We start from the raw sequence: 24,330 nt of genomic DNA, 5'->3' as shown, positions 1-24,330 counted from the left end.
GCACCTCGGACGTACCGTGGTCCAGCGCCGCAACCCTGGCGGCGCCCCCGAACCACGCCGCTCCGTCGCGCGCGCAAGCAAGGAGGTGCAGGGCACATGGCAACCCTGTCCGAGATCCTCATCCTCAACGGCGCCCTCCCGATCGAGTACCTCGACGCGATGACGGGCCACGAGGACGTCGACGAGCACGCGATCCGCTCCCTCGTCGAGCAAGGCGTCGTGAGCGAGGCGCAGTACATCACCGCGCGAGCGGCGTCGCACAACTCCAAGACGGTCCCGCTGACCGACTACCCGGTCGACGGCACCGCCGTCTCGGTCCTGCCGGCGCCCCTGTGCCGACGGCACTCGGTGCTGGGCATCGGGTTCGAGGGCGAGACGCTGGTGCTCGCGATGGTCAACCCGGCGAACGTCCTGGCGATCGACGACGCCCGCGCCGCGTCCGGTCGCCCGATCAAGCCGCTGCAGGTCGACGAACGCGATCTGCTGGCAGCCTTCGACCGCTACCTCCGCGCCGACGACGAGCTCAACGACCTGACCTCGTCGCTCGAAGAAGAAGCGCGCACGACCGAGCAGCAGGCCGACATCGGCGACGGGTCCCTCGACGACGTCCCGATCGTGCGGTTCGTCAACCTGCTCGTCTCGCAGGCGATCCAGGACCACGCGTCCGACATCCACATCGAGCCCGGCGAGCACGAGGTCCGTGTCCGATACCGCATCGACGGTGTCCTGCACGAGATGACCCCGGCGCCGAAGAACATCCAGAACGGTGTCATCAGCCGGCTCAAGATCATGAGCGACATCGACATCGCCGAGCGCCGGAAGCCCCAGGACGGCCGCATGTCCGTCCGGCACGGCGGCCGCCAGATCGACCTGCGTGTGGCCACGCTGCCGACGGTGTGGGGCGAGAAGGTCGTCATGCGGATCCTCGACAACACGAACACGTCGTTGACCCTCAAGGACCTCAACCTGCTCGACCGGAACGCCGCCGCCTACCAGCGCTCCTACTCGAAGCCCTACGGCATGATCCTGGTCACCGGTCCGACGGGCTCCGGCAAGTCGACCACGCTCTACACGACGCTCAACGCCGTCGCGAAGCCCGAGATCAACGTCATCACGGTCGAGGACCCGGTCGAGTACCGGATGGCCGGTGTCAACCAGGTCCAGGTCAACCCGAAGGCCGGCCTGACCTTCGCCTCGGCGCTCCGCAGCATCCTGCGTTCCGACCCCGACGTCGTCCTGCTCGGTGAGATCCGTGACCACGAGACCGCGCAGATCGCGATCGAGGCGTCGCTGACCGGCCACCTCGTGCTCTCCACCCTGCACACGAACGACGCCCCGTCGGCCATCACCCGGCTCACCGAGATGGACATCGAACCGTTCCTCGTCGGGTCCGCACTCGACTGCGTCGTCGCGCAGCGTCTCGCCCGCAAGCTCTGCGACCGGTGCAAGGCCCCCGCGTTCTACGAGGCCGAGCAGCTGCACGCCCTGGGCTTCCTCGACAGCGCCGACGCCGCCGTCCCGGACTTCTTCGCCCCGATCGGCTGCTCCGTCTGCTCGAACACCGGGTACCGCGGACGCATCGCCCTGCACGAGGTCATGACCGTGACCGAGGAGATCGAGCGCCTCGCGGTGTCCCGCGCCTCGAGCGCCGAGATCAGCCGTGTCGCCCAGGAGCAGGGCATGCTCACCCTCCGCATGGACGGGTGGGAGAAGGTCAAGCTCGGGCTCACGAGCGTCGACGAGATCCTGCGCGTGGTCGCGTAGCCAGGGGGACGAACACATGACCGACTCCGTGTACGACCTGACCCCCGCCGGTGACGAACCCGTCGCCGGCTGGCACCCCGGCAGCCCCGGACAAGAGGTCGGCGGCCGCCGTGCCGCGCGCCTCGCCCAGGCCGCGCAGCAGCCCCCGGTGACGGCTCCGTCCGCGACCGGCGTCCCCCGGGCCACGCCGTCCCTGCCCGCCGTGCCGGTCTACGACCTCAGCGACGACCTCGCCGGGTGGCCGACGCCGAGCGGTGCGCCCGTCGCCGTCCCGGTCGCGCAGCCGCAGGCCGTGCCGGCCACCCCGCCGGCCGCGGTCCCGCCCTCGACGGCGAGCTACGGCTACGAGGCGACCGAACGGCTGCCGGTGCCGCCTGCGGTCGCGACCACGAGCCTCCCGGCGGCCGCCCCGACGATCCGGATGGCCGCCCCGACCGGCAGCGCCGAGATCAACTTCACGCGCCACGCGCGCGAGGACGCGGACGCCGACCTCGTCACCGCGCTGGCGCAGGTCGTCTACCAGGGTGCGTCCGACCTGCACGTCACTGCCGACGCGCCGCCCACCGTCCGCGTCGACGGCTCGCTCCGGCCCGCCGTGCCGGGAGGTCCGTGGGCGCGCAACAAGGTCATCGCCGCACTCAAGACGCTCATGTCCGTCGAGCAGGCCGCCCAGTTCGACCAGGAGCAGGAACTCGACTTCGCGTACTCGCTGTCGCCGGAGTTCCGCTTCCGCGTGAACTACTACCAGCAGCGCGGCAACTGGGGCGCCGCCTTCCGCATCATCCCCACGAAGATCAAGACCCTCAAGCAGCTCGGCATCCCGGAGTACGTGGGGGACTTCGCCAAGCTGCCGCGCGGCCTCGTGCTCGTCACCGGACCCACCGGTTCCGGCAAGTCGACCACCCTGGCCGCGCTGATCGACCTGGTCAACGAGACCCGGGCTGACCACATCGTGACGGTCGAGGACCCGATCGAGTTCATGCACGAGCACAAGAAGGCGATCATCAACCAGCGTGAGGTGGGCGCGGACACACACTCGTTCGCCCGAGCGCTGAAGCACGTGCTGCGCCAGGACCCCGACGTCATCCTCATCGGTGAGCTCCGCGACCTCGAGACGATCTCCGTCGCCCTGACCGCCGCCGAGACCGGCCACCTGGTCTTCGCCACCCTGCACACGCAGAGCGCGCCCGGCACGATCGACCGTGTCATCGACGTGTTCCCGCCGCACCAGCAGGGACAGATCCGTACGCAGCTCGCCGCCACCCTCGAAGGCGTCGTCTGCCAGACGCTCGTCCCCAAGGCCAACGGCACCGGACGGATCGTGTCGACCGAGATCATGAAGACCACGCCCGCCATCGGCAACCTCATCCGCGAGGGCAAGACGTACCAGATCACCTCGGCCATGCAGGCCGGGCGCGACTCGGGGATGCACACGATGGACCAGGACCTGGCCGAACTCGTCAACGTCGGCACCATCACCCGCAAGGCGGCACTCGAGAAGGTGCACGACCTCGAGGGCTTCGACCGGCTCGTCCAGCGTGTCGAGTCGCCGTCCGACGCCTCCGCCGACGCCATCGCCGCGAGCGGGATCGACTTCGGCGACAAGTTCTCCGGAGGCTACTGATGTCCCTCGCATTCGACTACCGCGGCCGCGACGGCGCCGGCAAACTCGTCAAGGGCCGGGTCGACGCCGCCTCGGAAGGTGCCGTCGTCCAGCGTCTCCGCGGCATGGGCGTCTCACCGATCGCCATCACCGAGGCGAAGGCCGGCACCGGGCTGCAGACCGAGATCAAGATCCCGGGCTTCGAGAAGGGCGTGGGGCTCAAGGACCTGGCGATCATGTCGCGGCAGGCCTCGACGATGTTGTCGTCCGGGCTGTCGTTGCTGCGCGCCTTGTCGATCCTGGCCGACCAGACCGAGAACAAGAAGCTCAAGGACATCCTGGGCAAGGTGCGCGACGAGGTCGAGCAGGGCGTCTCGTTCTCCGACGCCGTCGGCAAGTACCCGGTCGACTTCCCGCCGATCATGATCAACATGATCCGCGCGGGCGAGACCGGCGGGTTCCTCGACCAGGCCATGGACTCGATCGCGACGAACTTCGAGAAGGAGCACAAGCTCCGGTCGACGATCAAGTCGGCGATGACCTACCCGGTCGTGGTGCTCTGCATGTCGCTGGCATCCGTCGTGATCATGCTCGTCTTCATCGTGCCGATCTTCCAGGACATGTTCTCGAGCCTCGGCGGGCAGCTGCCGCTGCCGACGATGATCCTGGTGCAGCTGTCGCACGCGATGCGATGGGGAGCGCCGGTCCTCGCCGTCGTCATCGCCGTCGGGTGGTTCTGGTACCGGGCGAACAAGAACACCGATCGTTTCCGCGCATTCCGTGATCCGATCATGCTGCGTCTGCCGATCTTCGGTTCATTGACGAAGAAGATCGTCATCGCGCGGTTCGCGCGGAACTTCTCGAACATGATCGGGGCCGGCGTGCCCATTCTGCAGGCATTGAAGATCGTCGGCGAAGTGTCGAACAACTTCGTCGTGCAGAAAGCCCTCGACCGCGTTTCCGAAAGCGTGCGGAAAGGCGAATCCATCGCCGAACCCCTGGCGCAGGAGAAAGTGTTCCCGACGATGGTGGCGCAGATGGTCGCGGTCGGTGAAGACGCCGGATCGCTGGAGACCATGCTCGAGAAGATCGCCGTGTTCTACGACTCGGAAGTGGAATCCACCACCGAGGCGCTGACCTCGCTGATCGAACCACTCCTCATCGCGTTCCTCGGTGTCGTGGTCGGCGGCATGATCATCGCGCTGTACCTGCCGATCTTCCAGATCACATCACTCGTGCACTGAGTAGAACTCGTGTTCAACACCCCCTCCACGGGGGTGTTCTGCCGTTTTCTGCCCCCGATTCTGGGGGTGTTTCACTCAGGGGTTGGCCCCCGTTCTCGGGATTCCGACGGAGAAACGCGCCCAATACGCTGATGACCGGCGACGAGCACAAGCCGGAACCACACCACCCCACCATTTCCCGGATGAAGGAACAACAATGTACTTCCGTCTCATGGGCAAGCTTGACGCTCGCCGCAAGGGTCTCCTCAACGAGAACGAGAAGGGCTTCACCCTGATCGAACTCCTGGTCGTCGTGATCATCATCGGCATCCTCGCCGCGATCGCGATCCCCGTGTACCTCAACGTGCAGAACAACGCGAAGGACGCCTCGGTCAAGTCCGACCTCGCGAACGCGAAGACCGCCGTCATCGCCTACCAGACCGACAACAACGGCAAGCTGCCGGCGGCGACGGACTTCACCTCGGCGACCCTTGGCCAGTACGGCTACACGCAGAGCGACGGCAACACCCTGACGTACAAGGGTGTCAGCACCACCGCCTTCTGCATCGCCGGAGTCGGCGCGACGACCACGAGCTACAAGATCACGGAGTCAGTGGCGGCCATCAAGGGCACGTGCTGATCTCCTAGCGCGAGTCAAAGGGCGGTTCGTCTCGGACGAGCCGCCCTTTCAGTCGAAACGCATCATTCATTGAGGTGGTGACCATGGTCAAGCGTTTGCAGCGGCTGCTGCGCCCGGCCGAGCTCGCGCAACGTGAGGCGGGCTTCAGCATCATCGAGGTGATGGTCGCGATGATGGTCTTCGCCGTCATGTCGGTCGGCATCGCCTACGGCATCGCCAACACCCTCCAGCTCACGCAGACGAGCCGCGGTCGCGAGACCGCCGTGGCCCTGGCCTCGCAGGACATCGACATGCTGCGCCAGACCGCGGCGGCGTCGACGACCGGGATCTTCGACGTCGTCAGCGCGCGCGGGGACGACAACTCCTCCACCATCGGCGGGATGAAGTACCAGGTCGACCGGAAGGTGGCCTGGGTCCAGAGCGACGGCGCGAGCGGCGCGTGCGGCACGTCCAACGGCAAGCTCGCGTACAAGAGCGTCGTCGAGACGGTGTCGTGGCCGAATCCCCGCGGCGGCTCGAGCTCGACGTCCGTGACCTCCGCCATCGCTCCCAGCGACGCCGTCACCGACCCCGGCTACGGGACCATCATCATCTCGGTGGCCGATGCGTCGGGCGCTCCGTACCCCGGCGTCTCCATCAGCGTCACGCCGGTCGGGGGCGGGACGGGGTCGGCGCTGACGAAGAGCCCGCTGCCCACGGACGCCCAGGGCTGCTCCTACGCGGTCAACGTGGTGCAGGGCGACTACACGGTCACCGCGAACACGCCCGGTGGCATCGACACCGACCAGCAGCAACCCTCGAAGCAGTCGCCGATCTCGGTCACCGCCGGGGCCAGTGCGCCGGTGCCGTTCGTCTACGACCAGGCGAGCACGATGCGGTTCCAGTACGCACCGACGTACAACGCCACCGTGCCGACGAACATGGTGACCACGCTGTCCAGCTCCGTCGGCGGTCTCGATCCGGTGTCGCCGTGGGACACGACCAGCAAGACCCTGCAGATCACCTCGACGACGAACCCGCGCCCCTCCGCGGCGGTGTTCCCCTTCACGTCCGGGTACACCGTCCTGGCCGGTCCGTACTCGAACAGCCTCGACGGCACGAAGAACTGCCTGAGCCCCAGCCCCGCGTCGTGGACGACCCCGAACCCGACGGGCGACGTCGGCGTGGGCACGCCGGTGGTACCGGCACCGGCGGGCACCCCCGCGGATGCGCCGGTGATGATGGGCGTCGCCACCGTCAAGGGCGTCAAGGGCCGCTACCTCACCGCCGTGTCGTCGTCGACCCCGGGCCCGGGGGACCCCGGGTGCGCGGCGGGCATGACGATGAAGTTCCCGGTCGCCGGTGCCGACGTGGCCACCATCGCGTTGCCGTTCGGCACGTGGACCATCTCGTCCGGAACGACCTTCGGGTCGACGACGAGGAACGAGATCGCCTCGAACGCCTCGAACGTCGCCCCCGTCACCAACGGCTCCGTCAACCGGAAGACCGCCCTGGTGGTCATCAGCTACGACAACACCCTGACCCTCGACCCCCGGGGGCAGATCCGATGACGCGGTTCCTCCGCCGACTGCACCGCGGTCAGTCCGGCATCAGCCTCAGCGAGCTCCTCGTGTCGATGAGCGTCGCCTCCATCATCATCATCGCCGTCGGTGGGTTCTTCGTGGCCACGCTCCGTGCGGGCTCGACGAACTCGACGTCCGACCAGAACTCGCGGGTCGCGTCGAGCGTCATGAACTCCGTCACGCGCTACGTGCACGCCGCCAGCCTGCTGCCGAAGGCCGACGGGTCGTCGGTGCCGGCCGTCGTCGAGGCCACCCCCACGAAGCTCACCTTCACCGCGTTCATCAACCTCGACGGGAACACGACGGACAAGCCGGTGCTGGTCCGTTACTCGATCAACAGTGCCCAGCGGATCGTGTTCGACCAGTGGGACGGCACGGCGACGAACGGCTTCTACTCCTTCCCGGCGCCCACGCAGACGCCGACCAGGAGCTTGGTGGTCGGTGGCCCGATCGCGTCCCCGACCAGTGACGGGGACGCGCTCTTCACGTACCTCGGTGCCGACGGGAAGGCCGTGGCCACTCCCGCGTCCGGCATCGTCCCGGCGACCGGTCTCGGGACGATCCGGGCGGTCCAGGTGAACCTGGAACTCGGGTCGACCACGGCCGGCAAGCCCGCGAACACGCACCTCCAGAACACCCTGTACCTGTTCAACGTCGTCTACGGCACGTCGGTCGGAACGACGCCGTGATCCGCCGGCTGATCCGGGCACTCCGGCGGACGCACGAGGACGAGCGCGGTGTCGTCCTCGCCAACGTGCTGATCTTCGGCACGGTGATGATGCTCCTCGTCGCGACGATGATCGCCGTCTCGACCTCCGGCGCCGTGAAGTCCGCCGCCGACCGCAACTTCCAGAACGCCATGGCGGCCGCGTACGCAGGCCTCGCCGACTACCAGGCGAAGCTGTCGAACGACAACGGGTACGCGCTGTACGGCAACGCGAACGCCCAGTTCAGCAAGGCGACCGGGTCCTCGTTCACCGGCAACGACTCGAACATCGCCTTCACCAACACCGGGTCGCAGTGGGCGCCGGTGGTCGGTTCATCCGACCAGTCCTTCCGCTACGAGGTCGACAACTCGGACTACTCGGCGAAGGGCGTGCTCCGTGTCCGCGTCACCGGGAAGTCCGGTGCGAGCGTGCGCTCCCTCGTCGCGAACCTCAAGGGCGACGGGTTCATCAACTACCTGTACTTCACCAACTACGAGTCGTCGAACCCCGCGTTGACGGGATCGTCGTGCACGACGGCGTACCAGTGGCAGACCGGTGTCAGCGGCAAGTGCTCGCCGGTGCAGTTCGCCGGCAGTGACGTCCTGAACGGCCCGATCCGCACGAACGACGTGTTCACCGCGGCGTGCTCGACCACCTTCACGGGCTCGGTCGAACAGCACGACGCGACCGTGCGGTCCTCCGGCGGCGGCTGCAGCGGGGTGTTCAAGGGCGGAGCGCCGTCCATCGTGCCCTACCTCGGACTCCCCGCGCTGAACTCCAACATGTCGCAGGAGACCCGCACCGACATCCCTGCGACGGTCCCGCGGCCAGGGTGCCTCTACACCGGTCCGACCCGTGTCTCCTTCCTGGGGAACGGGAACATGACGGTGTGGTCGCCGTGGTCGAAGGCGACGCAGGTCAAGGTCTCGAGCTCGACCGGGGAGGTCGTGAAGAGCGACGACATCGCGAAGGCGGCGTCGCTCTGCGGGACCATCGACGCACTGCAGAGCGCGGCGGGTGCCACCATCCCGACCCTGCCCGCGAACCTGATGTACGTGCAGGACATCCCGTCGGCGGCGAACAACGTGAACACCTGGCCGTCCGGCACGATCCCGTCGAAGTACTCGAACACGTACTGCTCCACCGCCGTCACCGTCCAGGGCGGGAAGGTGTCGACCAAGTCGAACCAGCCGTTCAGCAACGGTCAGGGCTTCCCGGCCGCGAACGAGTGGATCAACACCGGCTCTTCGAACAACTACCGCACCGGCTCGGTGTCGGACACGTACTCCTGCACCGCTGGCGACCTCTTCGTGAGCGGGGGTTTCTCCGGGGCGATGACGATGGTCGCGTCGGGAACCATCTGGGTGACCGGGGACATCACGTACGGCGACCCGACGAACGACATCCTCGGCCTCGTCGGGCAGAACGCGGTCGAGATCTACAACCCTGCGCAGTGCTCCGCGTACCCGACGTCGTCCGGAACGGTCGACTACTCGCGCTGCACCAGCGGCGGAGTCGGCCTCCTCAACCGCGGCTACGGCGCCAAGATCACCATCAGTGCCGCGATCGCCAGCAACGCGGGCACGTTCTGGAACCAGAACTACGACATCGGCTCGCAGCTCGGCGTCCTCAAGGTCATCGGCTCGATCGCGCAGAACTGGCGTGGTGCGGTCGCGACGACCGGTGGCACCGGTTTCGTCAAGAACTACGTGTACGACCAGCGCCTCCTCACCACGGCTCCGCCGAAGTTCCTCCAGCCGGTGTCGACCTCGTACGGCGTCACGACCCAGGTCGAGGTCCAGTCCGCGTACAAGACCGACGGCTCGTGTGCCACGACCACGACCGGGGTGTGCCGATGACCGCGGCCACGACGGACCTCACGCCGCTCGTCGTCGTCTTCAGCGGGATCCTCGGCATCGTCATCGGCTCGTTCCTCAACGTCGTCGTCTACCGGGTGCCCGCCGGCCGATCCGTGGTGGCCCCCGCGAGCGCCTGCCCGCAGTGCGGCCACGCCATCCGCCGTCGGGACAACGTCCCGGTCCTGTCGTGGTTGGTCCTCCGCGGTCGCTGCCGTGACTGCGGGGCGCCGATCTCGGTGCGCTACCCGGCTGTCGAACTGGGCACCGGCCTGCTCTTCGCCCTGGTCGCCGTCGTCGCGTCCCCAGCGACGACCACCACCGCGCGGGACACCACGGGGGCGGTGCTCGTGTTCGTCGGGCTCCTCTTCCTGATGGCCGTGAGCGTCGCGCTGGCGTTGATCGACCTGGACACCCACACGTTGCCGAACGCGATCGTGTACCCGGCTGCCGCCGTGCTCGTCGTCGTGCTCCTCGGTGCCTCCGTCGCGCACGGTGACCTCTTCCCGTTCCTGCGTGGTCTCATCGGCGCAGCCGTCCTGGGGGGCGCCTACCTGGTCCTCGCTCTCGCCGTGCCCGGCGGGATGGGGCTCGGCGACGTGAAGTTGGCCGTCGTCCTCGGACTCGTGCTCGCGTACCTCGGATGGGGACCCCTCGCAGTGGGAGCTTTCGGCGCGTTCCTCGTCGGCGGTACGGTCGCGATCGTCCTCCTCGCGCTCGGTCGTGTGCAGCGGCGGGGCGGGATCCCCTTCGGGCCGTCGATGCTCGTCGGAGCGTGGCTCGGGATCGCCTTCGGAGCGCCGCTCTGGCAGGGCTACCTGGGGCTCCTGGGCCTCGCCTGACCGCTTCGACACTGACTCCCTGACCCGACCGAACCACACCAGAACCGAGAGCAGCAGCATGAGCAAGAGCATCGTGGGCGTCGACATCGCCGGATCGTCGATCCGTGCAGTCGAGGTGGCTGACGCGGACCGTGCGCGACCGACCCTGGTCCGGTTCGCCGAGGTGCCGACACCGGAGGGTGCCGTCAGCCGCGGCGAGGTCCTCGAACCGAACACGGTGGCGGCAGCGCTCCGGCAGCTCTGGAGCATCGGGCGGTTCCGGTCGAAGAACGTGGTGCTCGGGATGGGCAACCAGCGTGTTCTGTCCCGCGACCTCACGGTCCCGCAGGCGCCGCTCGCGCAGATCCGCGAGAGCCTGCCGTTCCAGGTGCAGGACATGCTCCCCGTGCCCGTCGGTGACGCGATCCTCGACTTCTACCCGACGTCCGAGAGCCAGAGCGAGAACGGCCCCGTGGTGCACGGCCTGCTCATCGCCGCGATCAAGGACGCCGTCCTCGCGAACGTCCGCGCGGTCCAGTTGGCCGGGCTGAACCCGGTCGGCGTGGACCTCATCCCCTTCGCCCTGACGCGGGTGCTGGTCGGCCGCCAAGGGCGTCCGGGAACCGTGGCGCTCGTCCAGCTGGGTGCCGACACCACCAGCGTCGTGCTCGCGACGAACGGCATCCCCCAGTTCGTGCGCATCATCCCGAGTGGCGGGAACGACATCACCAAGGCGCTGTCGGGGCGGATCGAGATCCCGTTCGACCAGGCGGAGGCGGTCAAGCGGCACCTCGGCCTGGGCCCCGGCGGGCGGACGGTCGACGACGCGCGTGCCGTCGCGGCGACCCATGACGCGGCCAGTGAACTCATCGCGAGCCTCCGGAACACGATCAACTACTTCGCCAACACCCGGCCGGCGGAACCGGTCACCCAGATCGTCCTCGTCGGTGGTGGGGCGCGGCTCCTCGGGTTCCCCGAGGCCCTGGCGGAGCAGACACGCATCCCCGTCGACCTCGGCAGTGCCTTCGCGGGGGTGGCGACGGCACGGTCCCTCCGGCCGGAGGACGTCGCCGACCACGGTGACGCGATCTGTGTCGCCTTCGGACTCGCAGTCGGGAGCAGAGCAGCATGACCAGCGCGCAGAACAGACCGATGACCCTGCCGTTCTCCAAGCGGGCGGGGCGCGCGCGGTCGCGGCCGACCGACGACGCGACCAGGCCCGTCCGGCAGGACGTCCCGAAGAAGCGGCCGGCCGTGTCCGGGCCGCCGATCCGGGAACCCCGTGTCAACCTGTTGCCGATCGAGGTGCACGTCGATCGGCGGGAGCGGACGACAGCTCGTCGTGCCTGGATGGGTGTCCTCGTGGCCCTCGCCGTGGTCGTCCTCGCGACCGGGGCTGCCATCGCCCACCAGCTCGACTCCGCGTCGTCCCTCTCCGCTGCGCAGGAGGCGACGTCGTCCCTGCTCGCGCAGCAGCAGCGGTACTCCGAGGTGCGGAGCGCGGAGGCCGACACCAAGGTCCTCCAGTCGGCCCAGGCCGTCGGCGGATCGACCGAGATCGACTGGGACTCGGCCCTGTCCGGCATCCGCGGGGCGCTCCCCGAGGGCGTCAGCATCTCGGCGATGACGATCGACTCCGCCAGTCCGACCCAGGCCTTCGAGCAGTCGAGCGTGCCGCTCCAGGGCCAGCGCGTCGCGACGCTCTCGCTCACCGTGCGGACTGCGACGATCCCCTCGGTCCCGGACTGGAACGACCGACTGTCCGCCCTCCCGGGTTACGCCGACTCGACGATCGCGTCGATCTCCCTGAACGCAGACACCGGTGAGTACAGCGCGGTGGTGCAGGTCAACCTGGACGCCGACGCGTACGACGGCAAGTACACGAAGGCGGACGACTGATGAACAAGAACAAGCTCTCGCTCGTCATCGCGCTCGTGATGACGGTCGCCGTGCTCGCCGGCGGGTGGTTCCTCGGTGTCCAGCCACAGCTCGCTCAGGCTGCCGCCAACGGCACCCAGCAGGAGACGATCGACAGCACGAACCGGACGAACCAGCTGGAGCTCGCCCGGTTGGCCAAGGCGGCCGACTCGCTGAGCACGACGAAGTCCGAACTCGCGACACTGCGGGCTTCCGTTCCCGCGACCATGGACACGACGCCCTTCCTCAAGGCACTGGACGGCTACGCGTCGGCTGCCGGGGTCGTCGTCACGACGATCACCCTCGGCGATGCCGCACCCTACGAGGCGCCGGCCGCCGCCGCTGCTCCGTCGGACGCGTCCTCGGCGACGCCCTCGGCGACACCGAGTGCGACCCCCAGCCCGACCAGCAGCCCGTCGGCCACCCCGGCCGTCCCCAGCGCGCCCGCACCCCTCACCGACGCGGCGATCACGGGCACGGACTTCACGGTGATCCCGGTCACCGTCGCCGTCACCGGCTCCTACGACCAGGCACTCGCCTTCACGAAGTCCGTCCAGACCGGTGAGCGTCTGTTCCTCGTGAACCGCATCGCGGCCACTGACGTCGACGAGAGCGGTCCTCCGATGACGAGCCAGGCGTGGTCACTGTCCGGATCCGTGTACGTCCTCAGGGGCACCTCGGACGACGCCGGCAAGTAGCCGGACGGACCGTCCCCACCACCCCCGCACCGGGGCCACCCCGCCACGCCGCTCGCACTTCCGTCGCGCCGTCGGAGCCGCCTACGATGCTGCTCGGGCCCGCGCTCGCGGCCGCCCATCTCCCTCTCGGACGCCCCTCGAAACGGGGGCTCCTCGTCGTGCCCGGAGTCGCGCGTGTTCGTCGGTGTCATCGAGTTCCTCGGCTGGTTCGGAGCTGTAACCGTTTTGGCAGGTTACCTGCTCTTCTCGCTCGGGAAGCTCCCGAACGGGCCCGTCTACCAGCTCGTCAACCTCGTCGGAGGCGTGTCCGTGGCCGTGAACGTCGCCGCGCACCACGCCGTGCCGTCGACGATCGTCAACGCGATCTGGGCGGGCGTCGCGGCGGTCGTCCTGGTGCGGATGCTCGGACGTCGCCGCCGTCCGGACGAGCCCGCCGTCCTGTCAAGTGGGCACATCGAGCCTCCGACCACGACCGCGGTCCTTCCGGTGGTCGGCCCGGCGCTGCGCGACCACGAGACCGTCACGGCGAAGCCTGACGAGGCCGACACAGCCGGAACCGTGGAACCGGCACCGAGCCTCCAGGACGTGTCCGGAGCGGCCGCGGACGCCCCCGCGCCGATGACGGAGACCGTGCCCGTCATCACCGCGACCATCGCGCTCGCGCTGGTGCGTGCCGCCGCCGAGCAGCACGCCACACAGCAACACGCGACGCAGCAGCACGCCACACAGCAGCGTCTGGACACCGCCGCCGAGCCGGAACGCGCCGACGCCCCGTAGTCCCGCCGCCGCCCGTCAGAGGGGGAGCGCTACGATCGGCGCATGTCCCGGTGGTTCGTGGCGACGATGACGTCCGTCCTCTTCATCGCGCTCGTCATCGCCGTGGCGGGCTTCGAAGCGCTGCTCGCCGACGTCGAGGCGATCCGTCAGCCCGACGCGACCCCGTACCTCGGTCCTGCGATGGTCGTCGGCGCAGCGATCGTGGTGTTCCTCGCCACCGCGATGGGCGCGCGCGAGGGCAACCCCGGAGTCACCGGCCTGGTCGCCGCCGCGACGACGTACCTCGTGATGCTCGGCGTGGGTGCGGTCGGCTACGCGCTGGTGCGCTCGGACGCCGCTGAGCTGCTCGTCTTCCCCGCCGGGTACTCCCTCAGCCCGTTCGTGGTCGGCGCGGTCGTCGTCGCGCTGCTGACCGTCGTCGCCGGCATCTCCGCGGTGCGGTGGCAGGCGACGCATCCACAGACACCGCAGCAGCCGCCGGTCCGTCCACAGGACTGACGGGAGGCGCGGGTCGCCCCCGCCCCGGCCGGTACCATCCCAGGGACACGCGTGACCGACACGCCTGCGCGTGATCGAGCTGAACTCGTGTTCGGAAGTGGGGGACCGATGACCGACGGAGCTGACCGCGCGCCCGGTTGGGAGTCGGTGCCGGACGCGGACTCGCTGCACGGCGATCGCGGACTCCCGCCGGCGATGACCGCGACGGTCGGCACCGCTCCCGGCCGCGATGCGACCTCGCGTCGTCGCCCGCGGCGCCGGACGGCGGTCGTCGGACTGGTGGCTGGCATCACCGCGTCGGTGCTCCTGCTCGTGGTTGCCGGCATCGGGTGGACGACCGGATCGGACGACCACTCGGCGGAACGCCCCGTGCAGTCGTTCCTCCGGGACGTCGAGGACGGACACCTCGCCGACGCCCTCGAGACCGCGGGCATCCACCGGGGGCACGACGACGTCCTGCTCACGGATGCGGTGTACGCGCGTGCCGGGGACAGGATCACGGCGCACCGGATCACATCGGTCGAGCAGGGGTCGGACCGTGCCGTCGTCCGCGCGGTGGTCACCCAGGCCGGTCGGGGCGTCCCCGCGACGTTCGAGCTCGAGCGCACCGGGACCGACTGGGGGGTCTTCCCGGTGTGGTCCCTGCGGCCGCCGGCGCTCGGCTCCGTCCAGGTCGCGGTGCAGGGGCCGCCCCGCAGCACCGTCCAGGTCGCGGGTGCGGACGTGCGGACCGACGCCGGCGGCGCGGCAGAACTGCGGGCCTTCCCGGGGTCCTACGGCGTGCACCTCAGCGGTGGCGAGTGGTTCACGGCGGAGGACACCCGCGCCGCGGTGCCCGGCTTCGGCGCTCCCGCCACGCCGGTCGTGGTCACGACGACGCTGACCGACGCCGGGTCGCGGGCGGCGTCCGCGGCCGTGGACGCATGGGTCGACGGCTGCGTCGCGTCGGCGCTGCCTGCCCCGGCCGGCTGCAGCTTCTCCGCCTCGGGCGAGGACCCGGCGAGCACGTGGACGGACCAGAAGTGGACGCTCGGCGCCCGACCGTCCGTGGTGATCGGTGGCTGGGCGTCGAAGGGCTGGGCCGTCCAGACCCGTTCGCCCGGCTCGGCGACCTTCACCGCCAGGTTCTCCGGACCGACGGGCCAGGGCACGGCGACCGCCGGTCCGATCGACGTCAACGCCTCCGGCTGGATCACGACGTTCGGTGCGGACGGTGCGACGTTCGTGCCGGCCGTCGCCAACGGGCAGAGCGACTCCGGTTCGTGACACGGTGACGCGGGGTCTCGCCCTGAGCGGACAGGCGCCGACGGGCCTACCACGGATTGATTTCGCCCGTCACGACGGCTAGGCTCTCCTGGGTGTGCGCCTTCGGGCGCGCCCAGATCCTGCAGGCCCACGGCCTCCTGATCACTCCATCCCCCATCTCCCTCCGCCGTCAGGCGTTGGTCCGCGTGGGATGAGGAAGCCGGCGGACCGCGTCGGCCAGAGAGCACGAGCGAAGAACCAGGAGAACAGTTGCCTACCATCCAGCAGCTCGTTCGCAAGGGTCGTACGCCGAAGGTCGTCAAGACCAAGGCGCCGGCACTGAAGGCGAACCCCCAGCAGCGTGGCGTGTGCACCCGCGTCTACACCACCACCCCGAAGAAGCCGAACTCGGCACTGCGCAAGGTCGCTCGTGTCAAGCTCTCCAACGGCACCGAGGTCACGGCCTACATCCCCGGTGAGGGCCACAACCTGCAGGAGCACTCGATGGTGCTCGTCCGCGGCGGTCGTGTGAAGGACCTCCCGGGTGTGCGCTACAAGATCATCCGCGGTGCCCTGGACACCCAGGCCGTCAAGAACCGTAAGCAGGCTCGTAGCCGCTACGGTGCGAAGAAGGGTTGAGTTAGATGCCTCGTAAGGGTCCCGCCCCGAAGCGTCCCGTCGTCGCCGATCCGGTCTACGGCGCTCCCGTCGTCAGCCAGCTCGTCAACAAGATCCTCCTCGACGGCAAGAAGGGCCTCGCCGAGCGCATCGTCTACGACGCGCTCGAAGGTGTCTCGTCGAAGAACGGCCAGGACGCCGTCGTCACGCTGAAGAAGGCGCTCGACAACGTCCGTCCGACCCTCGAGGTCCGGAGCCGCCGCGTCGGTGGCTCGACCTACCAGGTCCCGGTCGAGGTCAAGCCGCACCGCGCGAACACCCTCGCGCTCCGCTGGCTCACCTCGTACGCCAAGGGCCGTCGCGAGAAGACGATGACCGAGCGTCTCATGAACGAGATCCTCGACGCGTCGAACGGTCTCGGTGCCGCGGTCAAGCGCCGCGAGGACACCCACAAGATGGCCGAGTCGAACAAGGCCTTCGCGCACTACCGCTGGTAGTCATCCGGCACCGTCCGGGTGCCTCGGCCAAGAGCCCAGGCACCCGGACGGCCGCCACCCTCTCCTACAACTCTCCCGGAGGAACCTGTGGCACAGGACGTGCTCACCGACCTGAACAAGGTCCGCAACATCGGCATCATGGCGCACATCGATGCCGGCAAGACCACGACGACCGAGCGCATCCTGTTCTACACGGGCATCACGCACAAGATCGGTGAGGTCCACGACGGCGCTGCCACGATGGACTGGATGGCGCAGGAGCAGGAACGCGGCATCACGATCACGTCGGCCGCCACCACCTGCTTCTGGGACAACAACCAGATCAACATCATCGACACCCCGGGTCACGTGGACTTCACGGTCGAGGTGGAGCGTTCGCTCCGCGTCCTCGACGGTGCGGTCGCCGTCTTCGACGGCAAGGAGGGCGTCGAGCCCCAGTCCGAGACCGTGTGGCGTCAGGCGGACAAGTACAACGTCCCGCGCATCTGCTTCGTCAACAAGATGGACAAGCTCGGTGCCGACTTCTACTACACCGTCGACACCATCGTGAACCGCCTCGGCGCGGAGCCCCTCGTGCTCCAGCTGCCGATCGGTTCCGAGAGCTCCTTCGAGGGCATCGTCGACCTGGTCGAGATGCGTGCACTGACGTGGCGCGGTGACGCCAAGGGTGACGTCGAGATGGGTGCGAAGTACACCATCGAGGAGATCCCGGCCGACCTGGCCGACCGTGCCGCCGAGTACCGCGAGAAGCTCATCGAGCGCGTGGCCGAGGCGGACGACGTCCTCATGGAGCGCTTCCTCGACGGTGACACCGACTTCTCGGTCGCCGAGATCAAGGCGGCCATCCGTGCCCTCACGGTGAGCAGCACGCTCTACCCGATCCTCTGTGGCTCGGCGTTCAAGAACCGTGGCGTGCAGCCGATGCTCGACGCGGTCATCGACTACCTCCCGTCGCCCCTCGACGTCCCGCCGATGATCGGCCACGACGTCAAGGACGAAGAGAAGGAGATCATCCGCAAGCCGGAGTCGTCCGAGCCCTTCTCGGCGCTCGCGTTCAAGGTCGCGGTGCACCCGTTCTTCGGTCGCCTCACCTACGTCCGCGTGTACTCCGGTCACATCGACTCCGGTGCCCAGGTCATCAACTCGACCAAGGGCAAGAAGGAGCGCATCGGCAAGATCTTCCAGATGCACTCCAACAAGGAGAACCCGGTCGACTCGGTGACCGCCGGTCACATCTACGCGGTCATCGGCCTCAAGGACACGACCACGGGTGACACCCTGTGCGACCCGTCGAACCAGGTCGTCCTCGAGTCGATGACGTTCCCGGAGCCGGTCATCGAGGTCGCCATCGAGCCGAACACGAAGGCCGACCAGGAGAAGCTCTCCGTCGCCATCCAGAAGCTCGCTGAAGAAGACCCGACGTTCCGCGTCGAGCAGAACGCCGAGACCGGTCAGACGACGATCAAGGGCATGGGCGAGCTCCACCTCGACATCCTCGTCGACCGCATGAAGCGCGAGTTCAAGGTCGAGGCGAACGTCGGTAAGCCGCAGGTGGCCTACCGCGAGACCCTGACCAAGGTCGTCGAGCGCTACGACTACACCCACAAGAAGCAGACCGGTGGTTCCGGTCAGTTCGCCAAGGTGCAGATCGCGCTCGAGCCGATGCCCGTCACCGCCGAGAAGGTGTACGAGTTCGTGAACGGCGTGACCGGTGGTCGCGTCCCCCGCGAGTACATCCCCTCGGTCGACGCCGGCATCCAGGACGCGATGCAGGTCGGCGTGCTCGCCGGCTTCCCGACCGTCGGTGTCAAGGCGACCCTCAAGGACGGCGCGGCGCACGACGTCGACTCGTCCGAGATGGCGTTCAAGATCGCCGGCTCGATCGCGTACAAGGAAGCCGCCCGCAAGGCCGGTCCCGTGCTCCTCGAGCCGATCATGGCCGTCGAGGTCCGTACGCCCGAGGAGTACATGGGCGACGTCATCGGCGACCTGAACTCGCGTCGTGGCCAGATCTCCGAGATGACGGATGCTTCCGGCGTCAAGGTGGTCCGTGCAAGCGTCCCGCTGTCCGAGATGTTCGGCTACGTGGGCGACCTGCGCTCCAAGACCTCTGGTCGTGCTGTCTTCTCCATGGTGTTCGAGACCTACAACGAGGTCCCGCGCAACGTGGCTGACGAGATCATCCAGAAGAGCACCGGGGCCTGACGCTCCCGCGTCATCCCCAGGCGAGGGTGCCCGGCGACGGGCCCCTCGCCACCAAGTAAAGTAGAGACACACACACCGCGCGCCAACAGCGCAGGGCCGACCAAGGTCCTGTCGGGGGCGACGCACCCGAGTCCTGAGGAGGACCCACAGTGGCCAAGGCCAAGTTCGAGCGGACCAAGCCGCACGTCAACATCGGAACCATCGGTCACGTCGACCACGGCAAGACCACGCTCACGGCGGCGATCACCAAGGTTCTGCACGACCAGTACCCGGACCTCAACGAGGCCCGCGACTTCGCGCAGATCGACAACGCTCCCGAAGAGCGCCAGCGCGGCATCACGATCAACATCTCGCACGTCGAGTACCAGACGGAGAAGCGCCACTACGCGCACGTCGACGCTCCTGGTCACGCTGACTACGTGAAGAACATGATCACCGGTGCGGCCCAGATGGACGGCGCGATCCTCGTGGTCGCCGCCACCGACGGCCCGATGCCCCAGACGCGTGAGCACGTGCTGCTCGCCCGCCAGGTCGGCGTCCCGTACATCGTCGTCGCGCTGAACAAGGCCGACATGGTGGACGACGAGGAGATCCTGGAGCTCGTCGAGCTCGAGGTCCGCGAGCTCCTCGGCTCGCAGGAGTTCGACGAGGACGCACCCGTCGTGCAGGTCTCGGCGCTCAAGGCGCTCGAGGGCGACGAGAAGTGGGTCAAGTCCGTCCAGGACCTGATGGCCGCCGTCGACGAGAGCGTTCCGGACCCGGTGCGCGCCACCGACCAGCCGTTCCTGATGCCGATCGAGGACGTCTTCACGATCACCGGTCGTGGCACCGTCGTCACCGGTCGCGTCGAGCGTGGCGAGCTGGACCTCAACTCCGAGGTCGAGATCGTCGGCATCAAGGCGACCCAGAAGACCACGGTCACGGGCATCGAGATGTTCCGCAAGCTGCTGGACAAGGCAGTCGCCGGTGACAACACCGGTCTGCTCATCCGTGGCCTCAAGCGCGAAGACGTCGAGCGCGGCCAGGTCGTCGTGAAGCCGGGTTCGGTCACGCCGCACACCGAGTTCACCGCGAACGCGTACATCCTGAACAAGGAAGAGGGCGGTCGTCACAACCCGTTCTACGCGAACTACCGTCCGCAGTTCTACTTCCGCACCACCGACGTCACCGGCGTCATCACGCTGCCCGAGGGCACCGAGATGGTCATGCCCGGTGACACGGTCGCCATGACGGTCGAGCTGATCCAGCCGATCGCCATGGAAGAGGGCCTCCGCTTCGCCATCCGTGAGGGTGGTCGTACGGTCGGCGCCGGCACGGTCGAGAAGATCATCAAGTAACTCCGGTTGCCTGCGTCAGCGGGGTCGGACCTTCGGGTCCGGCCCCGCTTTCGTCTGTCCCGAGGACGGTGGTCCACCACGCGCACCGGGGGACGTTCCTGCTCCGTCAGGCAGCCCCGATGGTGTTGCATCGGGGACGTGACACGTCTTCGCCGCTCCTCGACCAAGGGTCGTGGGTACCACCGCATCCGGAGCGGGAAGGGCTTCACCTACCGCGACCCCCATGGCACCACGGTGACCGACCCGGAGGTCCGGAAGCGGCTCGAGGACCTCGTGATCCCTCCTGCTTGGGACGACGTGTGGATCTCACCGTACGAGAACGGGCACATCCTCGCCACGGGCATCGACGGTGCGGGACGTCGGCAGTACATGTACCACCCGTCCTGGCGCGACCGGATGGACAAGATCAAGTACGACCGCGCGCTCGCGCTCGCAGAGTCCCTGCCGGGAGCCCGGCGGATGGTGACGCAGGACCTCCGCCGGCCGGAGCCTGACCGTCGCCGCGCACTGGCAGCCGCGTTCCGGATGCTCGACCAGGGGTCGCTGCGCGTCGGTTCGGAGCGCTACGCCACCGAGCACGGCAGCCATGGCCTGTCGACCCTCCTCTGTACCCACGCGCACATCTCCGGGGACGACATCGAGCTCGAGTTCCCCGGCAAGAGCCACCAGGCGTGGTCCTCCACCATCCACGACGCGGACCTGGCGCGGGTCCTCGTCGGCATGAAGCGCCGGGGTCCCAACGCCCGCCTGCTCTCGTTCCGTGAGCGACGAGGCGACGAGTGGGAGCCGGTCACGGCCGAGGACATCAACGCGTACGTGAAGGAGCGTGCGGGGGAGGACTTCACGGCGAAGGACTTCCGGACCCTGCACGGGACGGTCGCGGCGGCCGTCGACCTGGCCGAGACGGGCGTGCTGTCGAGCCAGGCGAAGCGGAAGAAGGCGATCTCGCACGCGGTGAAGGCGGCCAGCGAGGTCCTGGGCAACACACCGACCGTCGCCAGACAGAGTTACATCGACCCCAGGCTGCTCGATGCGTACGAACACGGCGAGACGATCGACCCGGAACGACTCCACGCAGCCGAGTCCGAAGTCAGGGCTCTGCTCTACCGGCAGTGACGCGGTGAGCTGACGATCGGTCGTGGGGCGTTCCGGGATGACGTAGCGTTGGTGGTCGTGCCCGCCCACCCCACGAGGCACGGAAGGACCCATCAGTCGTGACCGACGAGTGCATCCACGGTTTCCCCATCGAACTCTGCGACATCTGCTCCCCACGGCAGCGTGATCCGGAGGACATCATCAAGACCCCGACGCCGCGTCGGACGCGTGTGACGACGTCGCTGCGGTCCACCCCGTCGACGCCGGGCGGCAAGGTCCCCGAGCAGGTACTGCCGGCGACCCGTGACTTCGGTGCGCTGCGCGCGCACCACGTCACACACATCGACAACCTCGCCGCCATCGTCGCGGAGGGCGCGATCCTCGCGTCCGACCAGGCGAAGCCGGCGGTGGACGTCAGCTCGGCAGCCACCCGGGAGGCGCGTGGTGCGGCCACGGCCCCCGACGGTTCCAGCGTGGCCGGGCACGTGCCGTTCACCCTCTCGCCCGATGCCGGGCGCTGGGACGAGCTCCGTTCCGGCGCGGAGGAGGACCGCTGGTCCGATGCCGCCCGCCGCACGCGAGCGACCGAGTTCGTCGTGCTCGTCGTCCCCACGACCGCGTTCGGTGCGTCCGTGATCCTGGCCGACACCGACGCCGACGACCCGGACGTGCGCTTCGCGGTCGGACCGGATGCCGCCACCAACCTGCTCCGTCGGACCGACATCACCGACCCGTCGATGCGCGGTGTCGAGCTGCTCGCCGGCCCGCGGGTGCCGATGTCCGCGGTCGCCCTGGTGGGTGTGCCGAACGACCGGGTCCGCCAGCAGGTGAAGGCCGTGTTCGCCGAGCAGGGCGGGCCCGCGCCGCGCGTCGCCGTGTTCCCGCCGTGGTTCGTCCCGCCGCTGCCCGAGGACTGACCCCCGGACGTGCAGAACGCCCCGGACCGCACGAGCGGTCCGGGGCGTTCTCGCGTGCCGGCGCGTCCTGGCCTCAGGCGCTGCGGCGACTGCGGGCGTAGAGGACGATGCCGGCGACGACCGACACGTTGAGCGACTCGACCCGGCTGTCGATGGGGACCGAGACGGTGTCCGCCGCGAGGTCCTGCAGCACGTCGGACGCGCCGGTCTTCTCCGCGCCGAGCAGCAGCGCGACGTCGCCGTCGAGCGCTCCGAGCGACTCGGGGGAGAGGGACCCGTCCATGTCGACGTCGACCACGCGCAGGCCGGACTCGCCGAGCCACCGGGCGACCCGCTCCCGGGTCTCGAGCAGGACGGGGACGGAGAACACGTGGCCGCGGCTTGCCCGGACGACGCGCCGGTCCGCGATGGTGGGCAGGTCGCTGTCGACGAGGACCACGCCGCGGGCGCCGAGGCCGACGGCGGTGCGGACGATCGCGCCGATGTTGCCGACGATCTTCACGCCGTCCAGGACCAGCACGTCGCCGGTGCCCTCCGTCAGCGCGGAGAACCGGGCGGGTGCCGGGATGTTCGCCACCCCGAAGACCTTCGGCCGCTTCTCACTGCGGAACACCTTGGTGAGCACGGCCGGTTCGACGAGTCGCACGGGCACGCCGAGTTCGGCGCAGAGGGCAGCCAGGTCACCCGGGAACTCCCGCGTGGACTCGCCGTAGACCTCGACGAACCGGACACCGGCACGGAGGGCCTGCACGAGCGGTTCCTGGTCCTCGACGATCGCGGTCCGGACCGTGCCGCGCGCGGGCTTGGCGAGGTCGCTGAGCCGCTGGACGGCCGGGTCGGAGGGGTCGGCGAGCACATCGAGATCGGGCATGCGCGAAGGCTAGCAGCGGCGCTCCGAGGGCCTGACGGGGGCCGACCTGGCGGACGCGGGCCGTGCCTCCAGTCCGGGTCCGGACCGGTGGTGGGAGCCCGGCCGGGAGGCGCGTGGCGCGCTCCGCAACACGCCGTCGAGATCGCGACACGCCCGGGTTGCACGGAGGCATGGCCTATGCGAGACTTGTCCGGTTCCGAAATTCTGCGGGCGTTCGCGCCCGTGGGGTCACTGCTCTGGCAGTGCACAACCCCCTTGTCCAGCAGGGCTGGGTTGGGCCGCAGGCAGCAGAACACGTTCGACATCCGCCAGCACCACGGTGCGCGGGTGACGACATGCCCACGCGTGTGCCCCGGGTACTCGCGCGGTTGACAGGAGAACAGCGGTCATCCCCTGCGGATGGAGCCGGTGGTTCACGTAAACAGCCGGGCACGCGACAGCGGAGCCCCGGCGGCGTCAGGCGGCCTGAGGGTGCGCGGCGCAGAGAGGACAGGAAAACACATGGCGGGACAGAAGATCCGCATCCGGCTCAAGTCGTACGACCACGAGGTCATCGACACGTCGGCCCGGAAGATCGTCGACACGGTGACCCGTGCCGGTGCGACCGTGGTCGGCCCGGTGCCGCTCCCCACCGAGAAGAACGTGATCCCCGTGATCCGTTCCCCTCACAAGTACAAGGACTCGCGCGAGCACTTCGAGAAGCGCACGCACAAGCGGGTCATCGACATCGTCGACCCGACGCCGAAGGCCGTCGACTCGCTCATGCGTCTCGACCTCCCGGCCGACGTCAACATCGAGATCAAGCTGTAAGGGGGCTGGAACTCATGGCGAACTCAACCAAGACCGTCAAGGGCCTCCTCGGCAAGAAGCTCGGGATGACCCAGGTGTGGGACGAGAACAACAAGTTCATCCCCGTCACCGTGATCGAGGTCGGCCCGAACGTGGTCACCCAGATCCGCAACATCGAGCGCGACGGCTACGAGGCGATCCAGATCGCCGCGGGCCAGATCGACCCGCGCAAGGTGAACAAGCCGGCCGCCGGCCACTTCGAGGCCGCCGGTGTCACGCCGCGTCGCACCCTCACCGAGATCCGCACGAACGACTCCGCGGAGTACTCGCTCGGTCAGGAGCTGACCGTCGACACGTTCGAGGCCGGCCAGAAGGTCGACGTCGTCGGCACCAGCAAGGGCAAGGGCTTCGCCGGTGTCATGAAGCGTCACAACTTCGCCGGTGTCTCCGCCTCGCACGGTTCGCACCGCAACCACCGCAAGCCCGGTTCGATCGGCGCCTCCTCGACCCCGTCGCGTGTCTTCAAGGGCATGCGCATGGCCGGTCGTATGGGTGGCGACCGCGTGACCGTCCTCAACCTCACGGTCCACGCCGTCGACGCCGAGAAGGGCCTGCTGCTCGTCAAGGGCGCCGTCCCCGGTGCACGTGGCCGTTCCGTCTTCGTCCGCACCGCCGTGAAGGGTAAGTGAT

23 protein-coding genes are annotated in these 24,330 nt (G+C 68.7%); 22 read left to right on the top strand and 1 reads right to left on the bottom strand.

The window, feature by feature from the left end; genetic code table 11:
• The first annotated feature begins 96 nt into the window (after positions 1-96).
• The 20 genes from E9228_RS09895 (at position 97) to E9228_RS09800 (ending at position 21,980) form a co-directional block, all read left to right on the top strand.
• Complete coding sequence (locus E9228_RS09895; RefSeq protein WP_166780401.1) at positions 97-1,764, top strand: GspE/PulE family protein; 1,668 nt, start codon at positions 97-99, stop codon at positions 1,762-1,764.
• A gap of 16 nt (positions 1,765-1,780) precedes the next feature.
• A complete protein-coding gene (locus E9228_RS09890; RefSeq protein ID WP_166780400.1) occupies positions 1,781-3,388 on the top strand; it encodes a type IV pilus twitching motility protein PilT in 1,608 nt (535 codons plus the stop codon).
• Positions 3,388-4,611: a type II secretion system F family protein gene (locus tag E9228_RS09885; protein ID WP_166780399.1), complete on the top strand. Its 1,224-nt coding sequence runs from the start codon at positions 3,388-3,390 to the stop codon at positions 4,609-4,611. Before E9228_RS09890 ends, E9228_RS09885 begins: the two co-directional genes overlap by 1 nt.
• 196 nt (positions 4,612-4,807) lie before the next feature.
• Entirely contained in the window at positions 4,808-5,230 is a 423-nt protein-coding gene (locus E9228_RS17340; protein ID WP_166780398.1) for a type II secretion system protein, read from the top strand.
• A gap of 83 nt (positions 5,231-5,313) precedes the next feature.
• Complete coding sequence (locus E9228_RS09875) at positions 5,314-6,780, top strand: prepilin-type N-terminal cleavage/methylation domain-containing protein (RefSeq protein WP_166780397.1); 1,467 nt, start codon at positions 5,314-5,316, stop codon at positions 6,778-6,780.
• The gene (locus E9228_RS09870; RefSeq protein WP_166780396.1) at positions 6,777-7,481 is read left to right on the top strand and encodes a PulJ/GspJ family protein; all 705 of its coding nucleotides are present in this window, start codon (positions 6,777-6,779) and stop codon (positions 7,479-7,481) included. Before E9228_RS09875 ends, E9228_RS09870 begins: the two co-directional genes overlap by 4 nt.
• Positions 7,478-9,358 (top strand): hypothetical protein, encoded by a 1,881-nt coding sequence (locus E9228_RS09865; RefSeq protein ID WP_166780395.1) that lies wholly within the window; start codon positions 7,478-7,480, stop codon positions 9,356-9,358. Before E9228_RS09870 ends, E9228_RS09865 begins: the two co-directional genes overlap by 4 nt.
• On the top strand, positions 9,355-10,197 hold the full coding sequence (locus tag E9228_RS09860; RefSeq protein ID WP_166780394.1) for a prepilin peptidase: 843 nt from the start codon (positions 9,355-9,357) through the stop codon (positions 10,195-10,197). The genes E9228_RS09865 and E9228_RS09860 overlap by 4 nt, the downstream gene beginning before the upstream one ends.
• A 58-nt stretch (positions 10,198-10,255) precedes the next feature.
• Complete coding sequence (gene pilM / locus E9228_RS09855) at positions 10,256-11,308, top strand: type IV pilus assembly protein PilM (RefSeq protein WP_166780393.1); 1,053 nt, start codon at positions 10,256-10,258, stop codon at positions 11,306-11,308.
• Positions 11,305-12,075 carry a hypothetical protein gene (locus tag E9228_RS09850; RefSeq protein ID WP_166780392.1) on the top strand — a complete coding sequence of 257 codons (771 nt, stop codon included), beginning with the start codon at positions 11,305-11,307 and terminating at the stop codon, positions 12,073-12,075. Before pilM ends, E9228_RS09850 begins: the two co-directional genes overlap by 4 nt.
• Entirely contained in the window at positions 12,075-12,791 is a 717-nt protein-coding gene (locus tag E9228_RS09845) for a hypothetical protein (protein ID WP_166780391.1), read from the top strand. The genes E9228_RS09850 and E9228_RS09845 overlap by 1 nt, the downstream gene beginning before the upstream one ends.
• Positions 12,792-12,965: 174 nt before the next feature.
• Complete coding sequence (locus tag E9228_RS09840) at positions 12,966-13,568, top strand: CBU_0592 family membrane protein (RefSeq protein ID WP_166780390.1); 603 nt, start codon at positions 12,966-12,968, stop codon at positions 13,566-13,568.
• A 42-nt stretch (positions 13,569-13,610) separates the two neighbouring features.
• Positions 13,611-14,066: a DUF6121 family protein gene (locus E9228_RS09835; RefSeq protein WP_166780389.1), complete on the top strand. Its 456-nt coding sequence runs from the start codon at positions 13,611-13,613 to the stop codon at positions 14,064-14,066.
• A 108-nt stretch (positions 14,067-14,174) separates the two neighbouring features.
• Complete coding sequence (locus tag E9228_RS09830; RefSeq protein WP_166780388.1) at positions 14,175-15,332, top strand: hypothetical protein; 1,158 nt, start codon at positions 14,175-14,177, stop codon at positions 15,330-15,332.
• A gap of 249 nt (positions 15,333-15,581) precedes the next feature.
• The gene (gene rpsL, locus E9228_RS09825) at positions 15,582-15,950 is read left to right on the top strand and encodes a 30S ribosomal protein S12 (RefSeq protein ID WP_058728453.1); all 369 of its coding nucleotides are present in this window, start codon (positions 15,582-15,584) and stop codon (positions 15,948-15,950) included.
• Between the two features lie 5 nt (positions 15,951-15,955).
• A complete protein-coding gene (rpsG, locus tag E9228_RS09820; RefSeq protein WP_110903576.1) occupies positions 15,956-16,426 on the top strand; it encodes a 30S ribosomal protein S7 in 471 nt (156 codons plus the stop codon).
• Between the two features lie 87 nt (positions 16,427-16,513).
• Positions 16,514-18,631, top strand: coding sequence for an elongation factor G (gene fusA, locus E9228_RS09815; RefSeq protein WP_166780387.1), 2,118 nt, complete (start codon positions 16,514-16,516; stop codon positions 18,629-18,631).
• Positions 18,632-18,780: 149 nt separating this feature from the next.
• Entirely contained in the window at positions 18,781-19,968 is a 1,188-nt protein-coding gene (gene tuf, locus E9228_RS09810) for an elongation factor Tu (protein WP_166780386.1), read from the top strand.
• Between the two features lie 138 nt (positions 19,969-20,106).
• On the top strand, positions 20,107-21,084 hold the full coding sequence (locus tag E9228_RS09805) for a DNA topoisomerase IB (protein ID WP_166780385.1): 978 nt from the start codon (positions 20,107-20,109) through the stop codon (positions 21,082-21,084).
• Positions 21,085-21,182: 98 nt separating this feature from the next.
• Entirely contained in the window at positions 21,183-21,980 is a 798-nt protein-coding gene (locus E9228_RS09800; RefSeq protein ID WP_166780384.1) for a DarT ssDNA thymidine ADP-ribosyltransferase family protein, read from the top strand.
• Positions 21,981-22,053: 73 nt separating this feature from the next.
• Here E9228_RS09800 and E9228_RS09795 read toward each other — a convergent pair whose 3' ends face one another.
• Positions 22,054-22,851 carry a TrmH family RNA methyltransferase gene (locus E9228_RS09795; RefSeq protein ID WP_166780383.1) on the bottom strand — a complete coding sequence of 266 codons (798 nt, stop codon included), beginning with the start codon at positions 22,849-22,851 and terminating at the stop codon, positions 22,054-22,056.
• Positions 22,852-23,352: 501 nt separating this feature from the next.
• Here E9228_RS09795 and rpsJ point away from each other — a divergent pair.
• Together rpsJ and rplC are read left to right on the top strand one after the other, a co-directional pair.
• Positions 23,353-23,661: a 30S ribosomal protein S10 gene (rpsJ, locus tag E9228_RS09790; protein WP_110824248.1), complete on the top strand. Its 309-nt coding sequence runs from the start codon at positions 23,353-23,355 to the stop codon at positions 23,659-23,661.
• A 14-nt stretch (positions 23,662-23,675) separates the two neighbouring features.
• Positions 23,676-24,329 (top strand): 50S ribosomal protein L3, encoded by a 654-nt coding sequence (rplC, locus tag E9228_RS09785; RefSeq protein ID WP_110903570.1) that lies wholly within the window; start codon positions 23,676-23,678, stop codon positions 24,327-24,329.
• Position 24,330: the final 1 nt, after the last annotated feature.

Origin of the sequence: Curtobacterium salicis, from assembly GCF_011759505.1 — a bacterium.
GTDB lineage: Bacteria > Actinomycetota > Actinomycetes > Actinomycetales > Microbacteriaceae > Curtobacterium > Curtobacterium salicis.
The sequence above is the reverse complement of the archived record's forward strand: the minus strand, read 5'-3'. Positions and strand labels throughout refer to the sequence as shown.

Bases quoted from the DNA above. Each gene is read 5' to 3' on its own strand.
- E9228_RS09895 (WP_166780401.1), top strand. From the start codon at position 97: ATGGCAACCCTGTCCGAGATCCTCATCCTCAACGGCGCCCTCCCGATC.
- E9228_RS09890 (WP_166780400.1), top strand. From the start codon at position 1,781: ATGACCGACTCCGTGTACGACCTGACCCCCGCCGGTGACGAACCCGTC.
- E9228_RS09885 (WP_166780399.1), top strand. From the start codon at position 3,388: ATGTCCCTCGCATTCGACTACCGCGGCCGCGACGGCGCCGGCAAACTC.
- E9228_RS17340 (WP_166780398.1), top strand. From the start codon at position 4,808: ATGTACTTCCGTCTCATGGGCAAGCTTGACGCTCGCCGCAAGGGTCTC.
- E9228_RS09875 (WP_166780397.1), top strand. From the start codon at position 5,314: ATGGTCAAGCGTTTGCAGCGGCTGCTGCGCCCGGCCGAGCTCGCGCAA.
- E9228_RS09870 (WP_166780396.1), top strand. From the start codon at position 6,777: ATGACGCGGTTCCTCCGCCGACTGCACCGCGGTCAGTCCGGCATCAGC.
- E9228_RS09860 (WP_166780394.1), top strand. From the start codon at position 9,355: ATGACCGCGGCCACGACGGACCTCACGCCGCTCGTCGTCGTCTTCAGC.
- pilM (WP_166780393.1), top strand. From the start codon at position 10,256: ATGAGCAAGAGCATCGTGGGCGTCGACATCGCCGGATCGTCGATCCGT.
- E9228_RS09850 (WP_166780392.1), top strand. From the start codon at position 11,305: ATGACCAGCGCGCAGAACAGACCGATGACCCTGCCGTTCTCCAAGCGG.
- E9228_RS09845 (WP_166780391.1), top strand. From the start codon at position 12,075: ATGAACAAGAACAAGCTCTCGCTCGTCATCGCGCTCGTGATGACGGTC.
- E9228_RS09835 (WP_166780389.1), top strand. From the start codon at position 13,611: ATGTCCCGGTGGTTCGTGGCGACGATGACGTCCGTCCTCTTCATCGCG.
- E9228_RS09830 (WP_166780388.1), top strand. From the start codon at position 14,175: ATGACCGACGGAGCTGACCGCGCGCCCGGTTGGGAGTCGGTGCCGGAC.
- rpsG (WP_110903576.1), top strand. From the start codon at position 15,956: ATGCCTCGTAAGGGTCCCGCCCCGAAGCGTCCCGTCGTCGCCGATCCG.
- E9228_RS09795 (WP_166780383.1), bottom strand. From the start codon at position 22,851: ATGCCCGATCTCGATGTGCTCGCCGACCCCTCCGACCCGGCCGTCCAG.
- rpsJ (WP_110824248.1), top strand. From the start codon at position 23,353: ATGGCGGGACAGAAGATCCGCATCCGGCTCAAGTCGTACGACCACGAG.
- rplC (WP_110903570.1), top strand. From the start codon at position 23,676: ATGGCGAACTCAACCAAGACCGTCAAGGGCCTCCTCGGCAAGAAGCTC.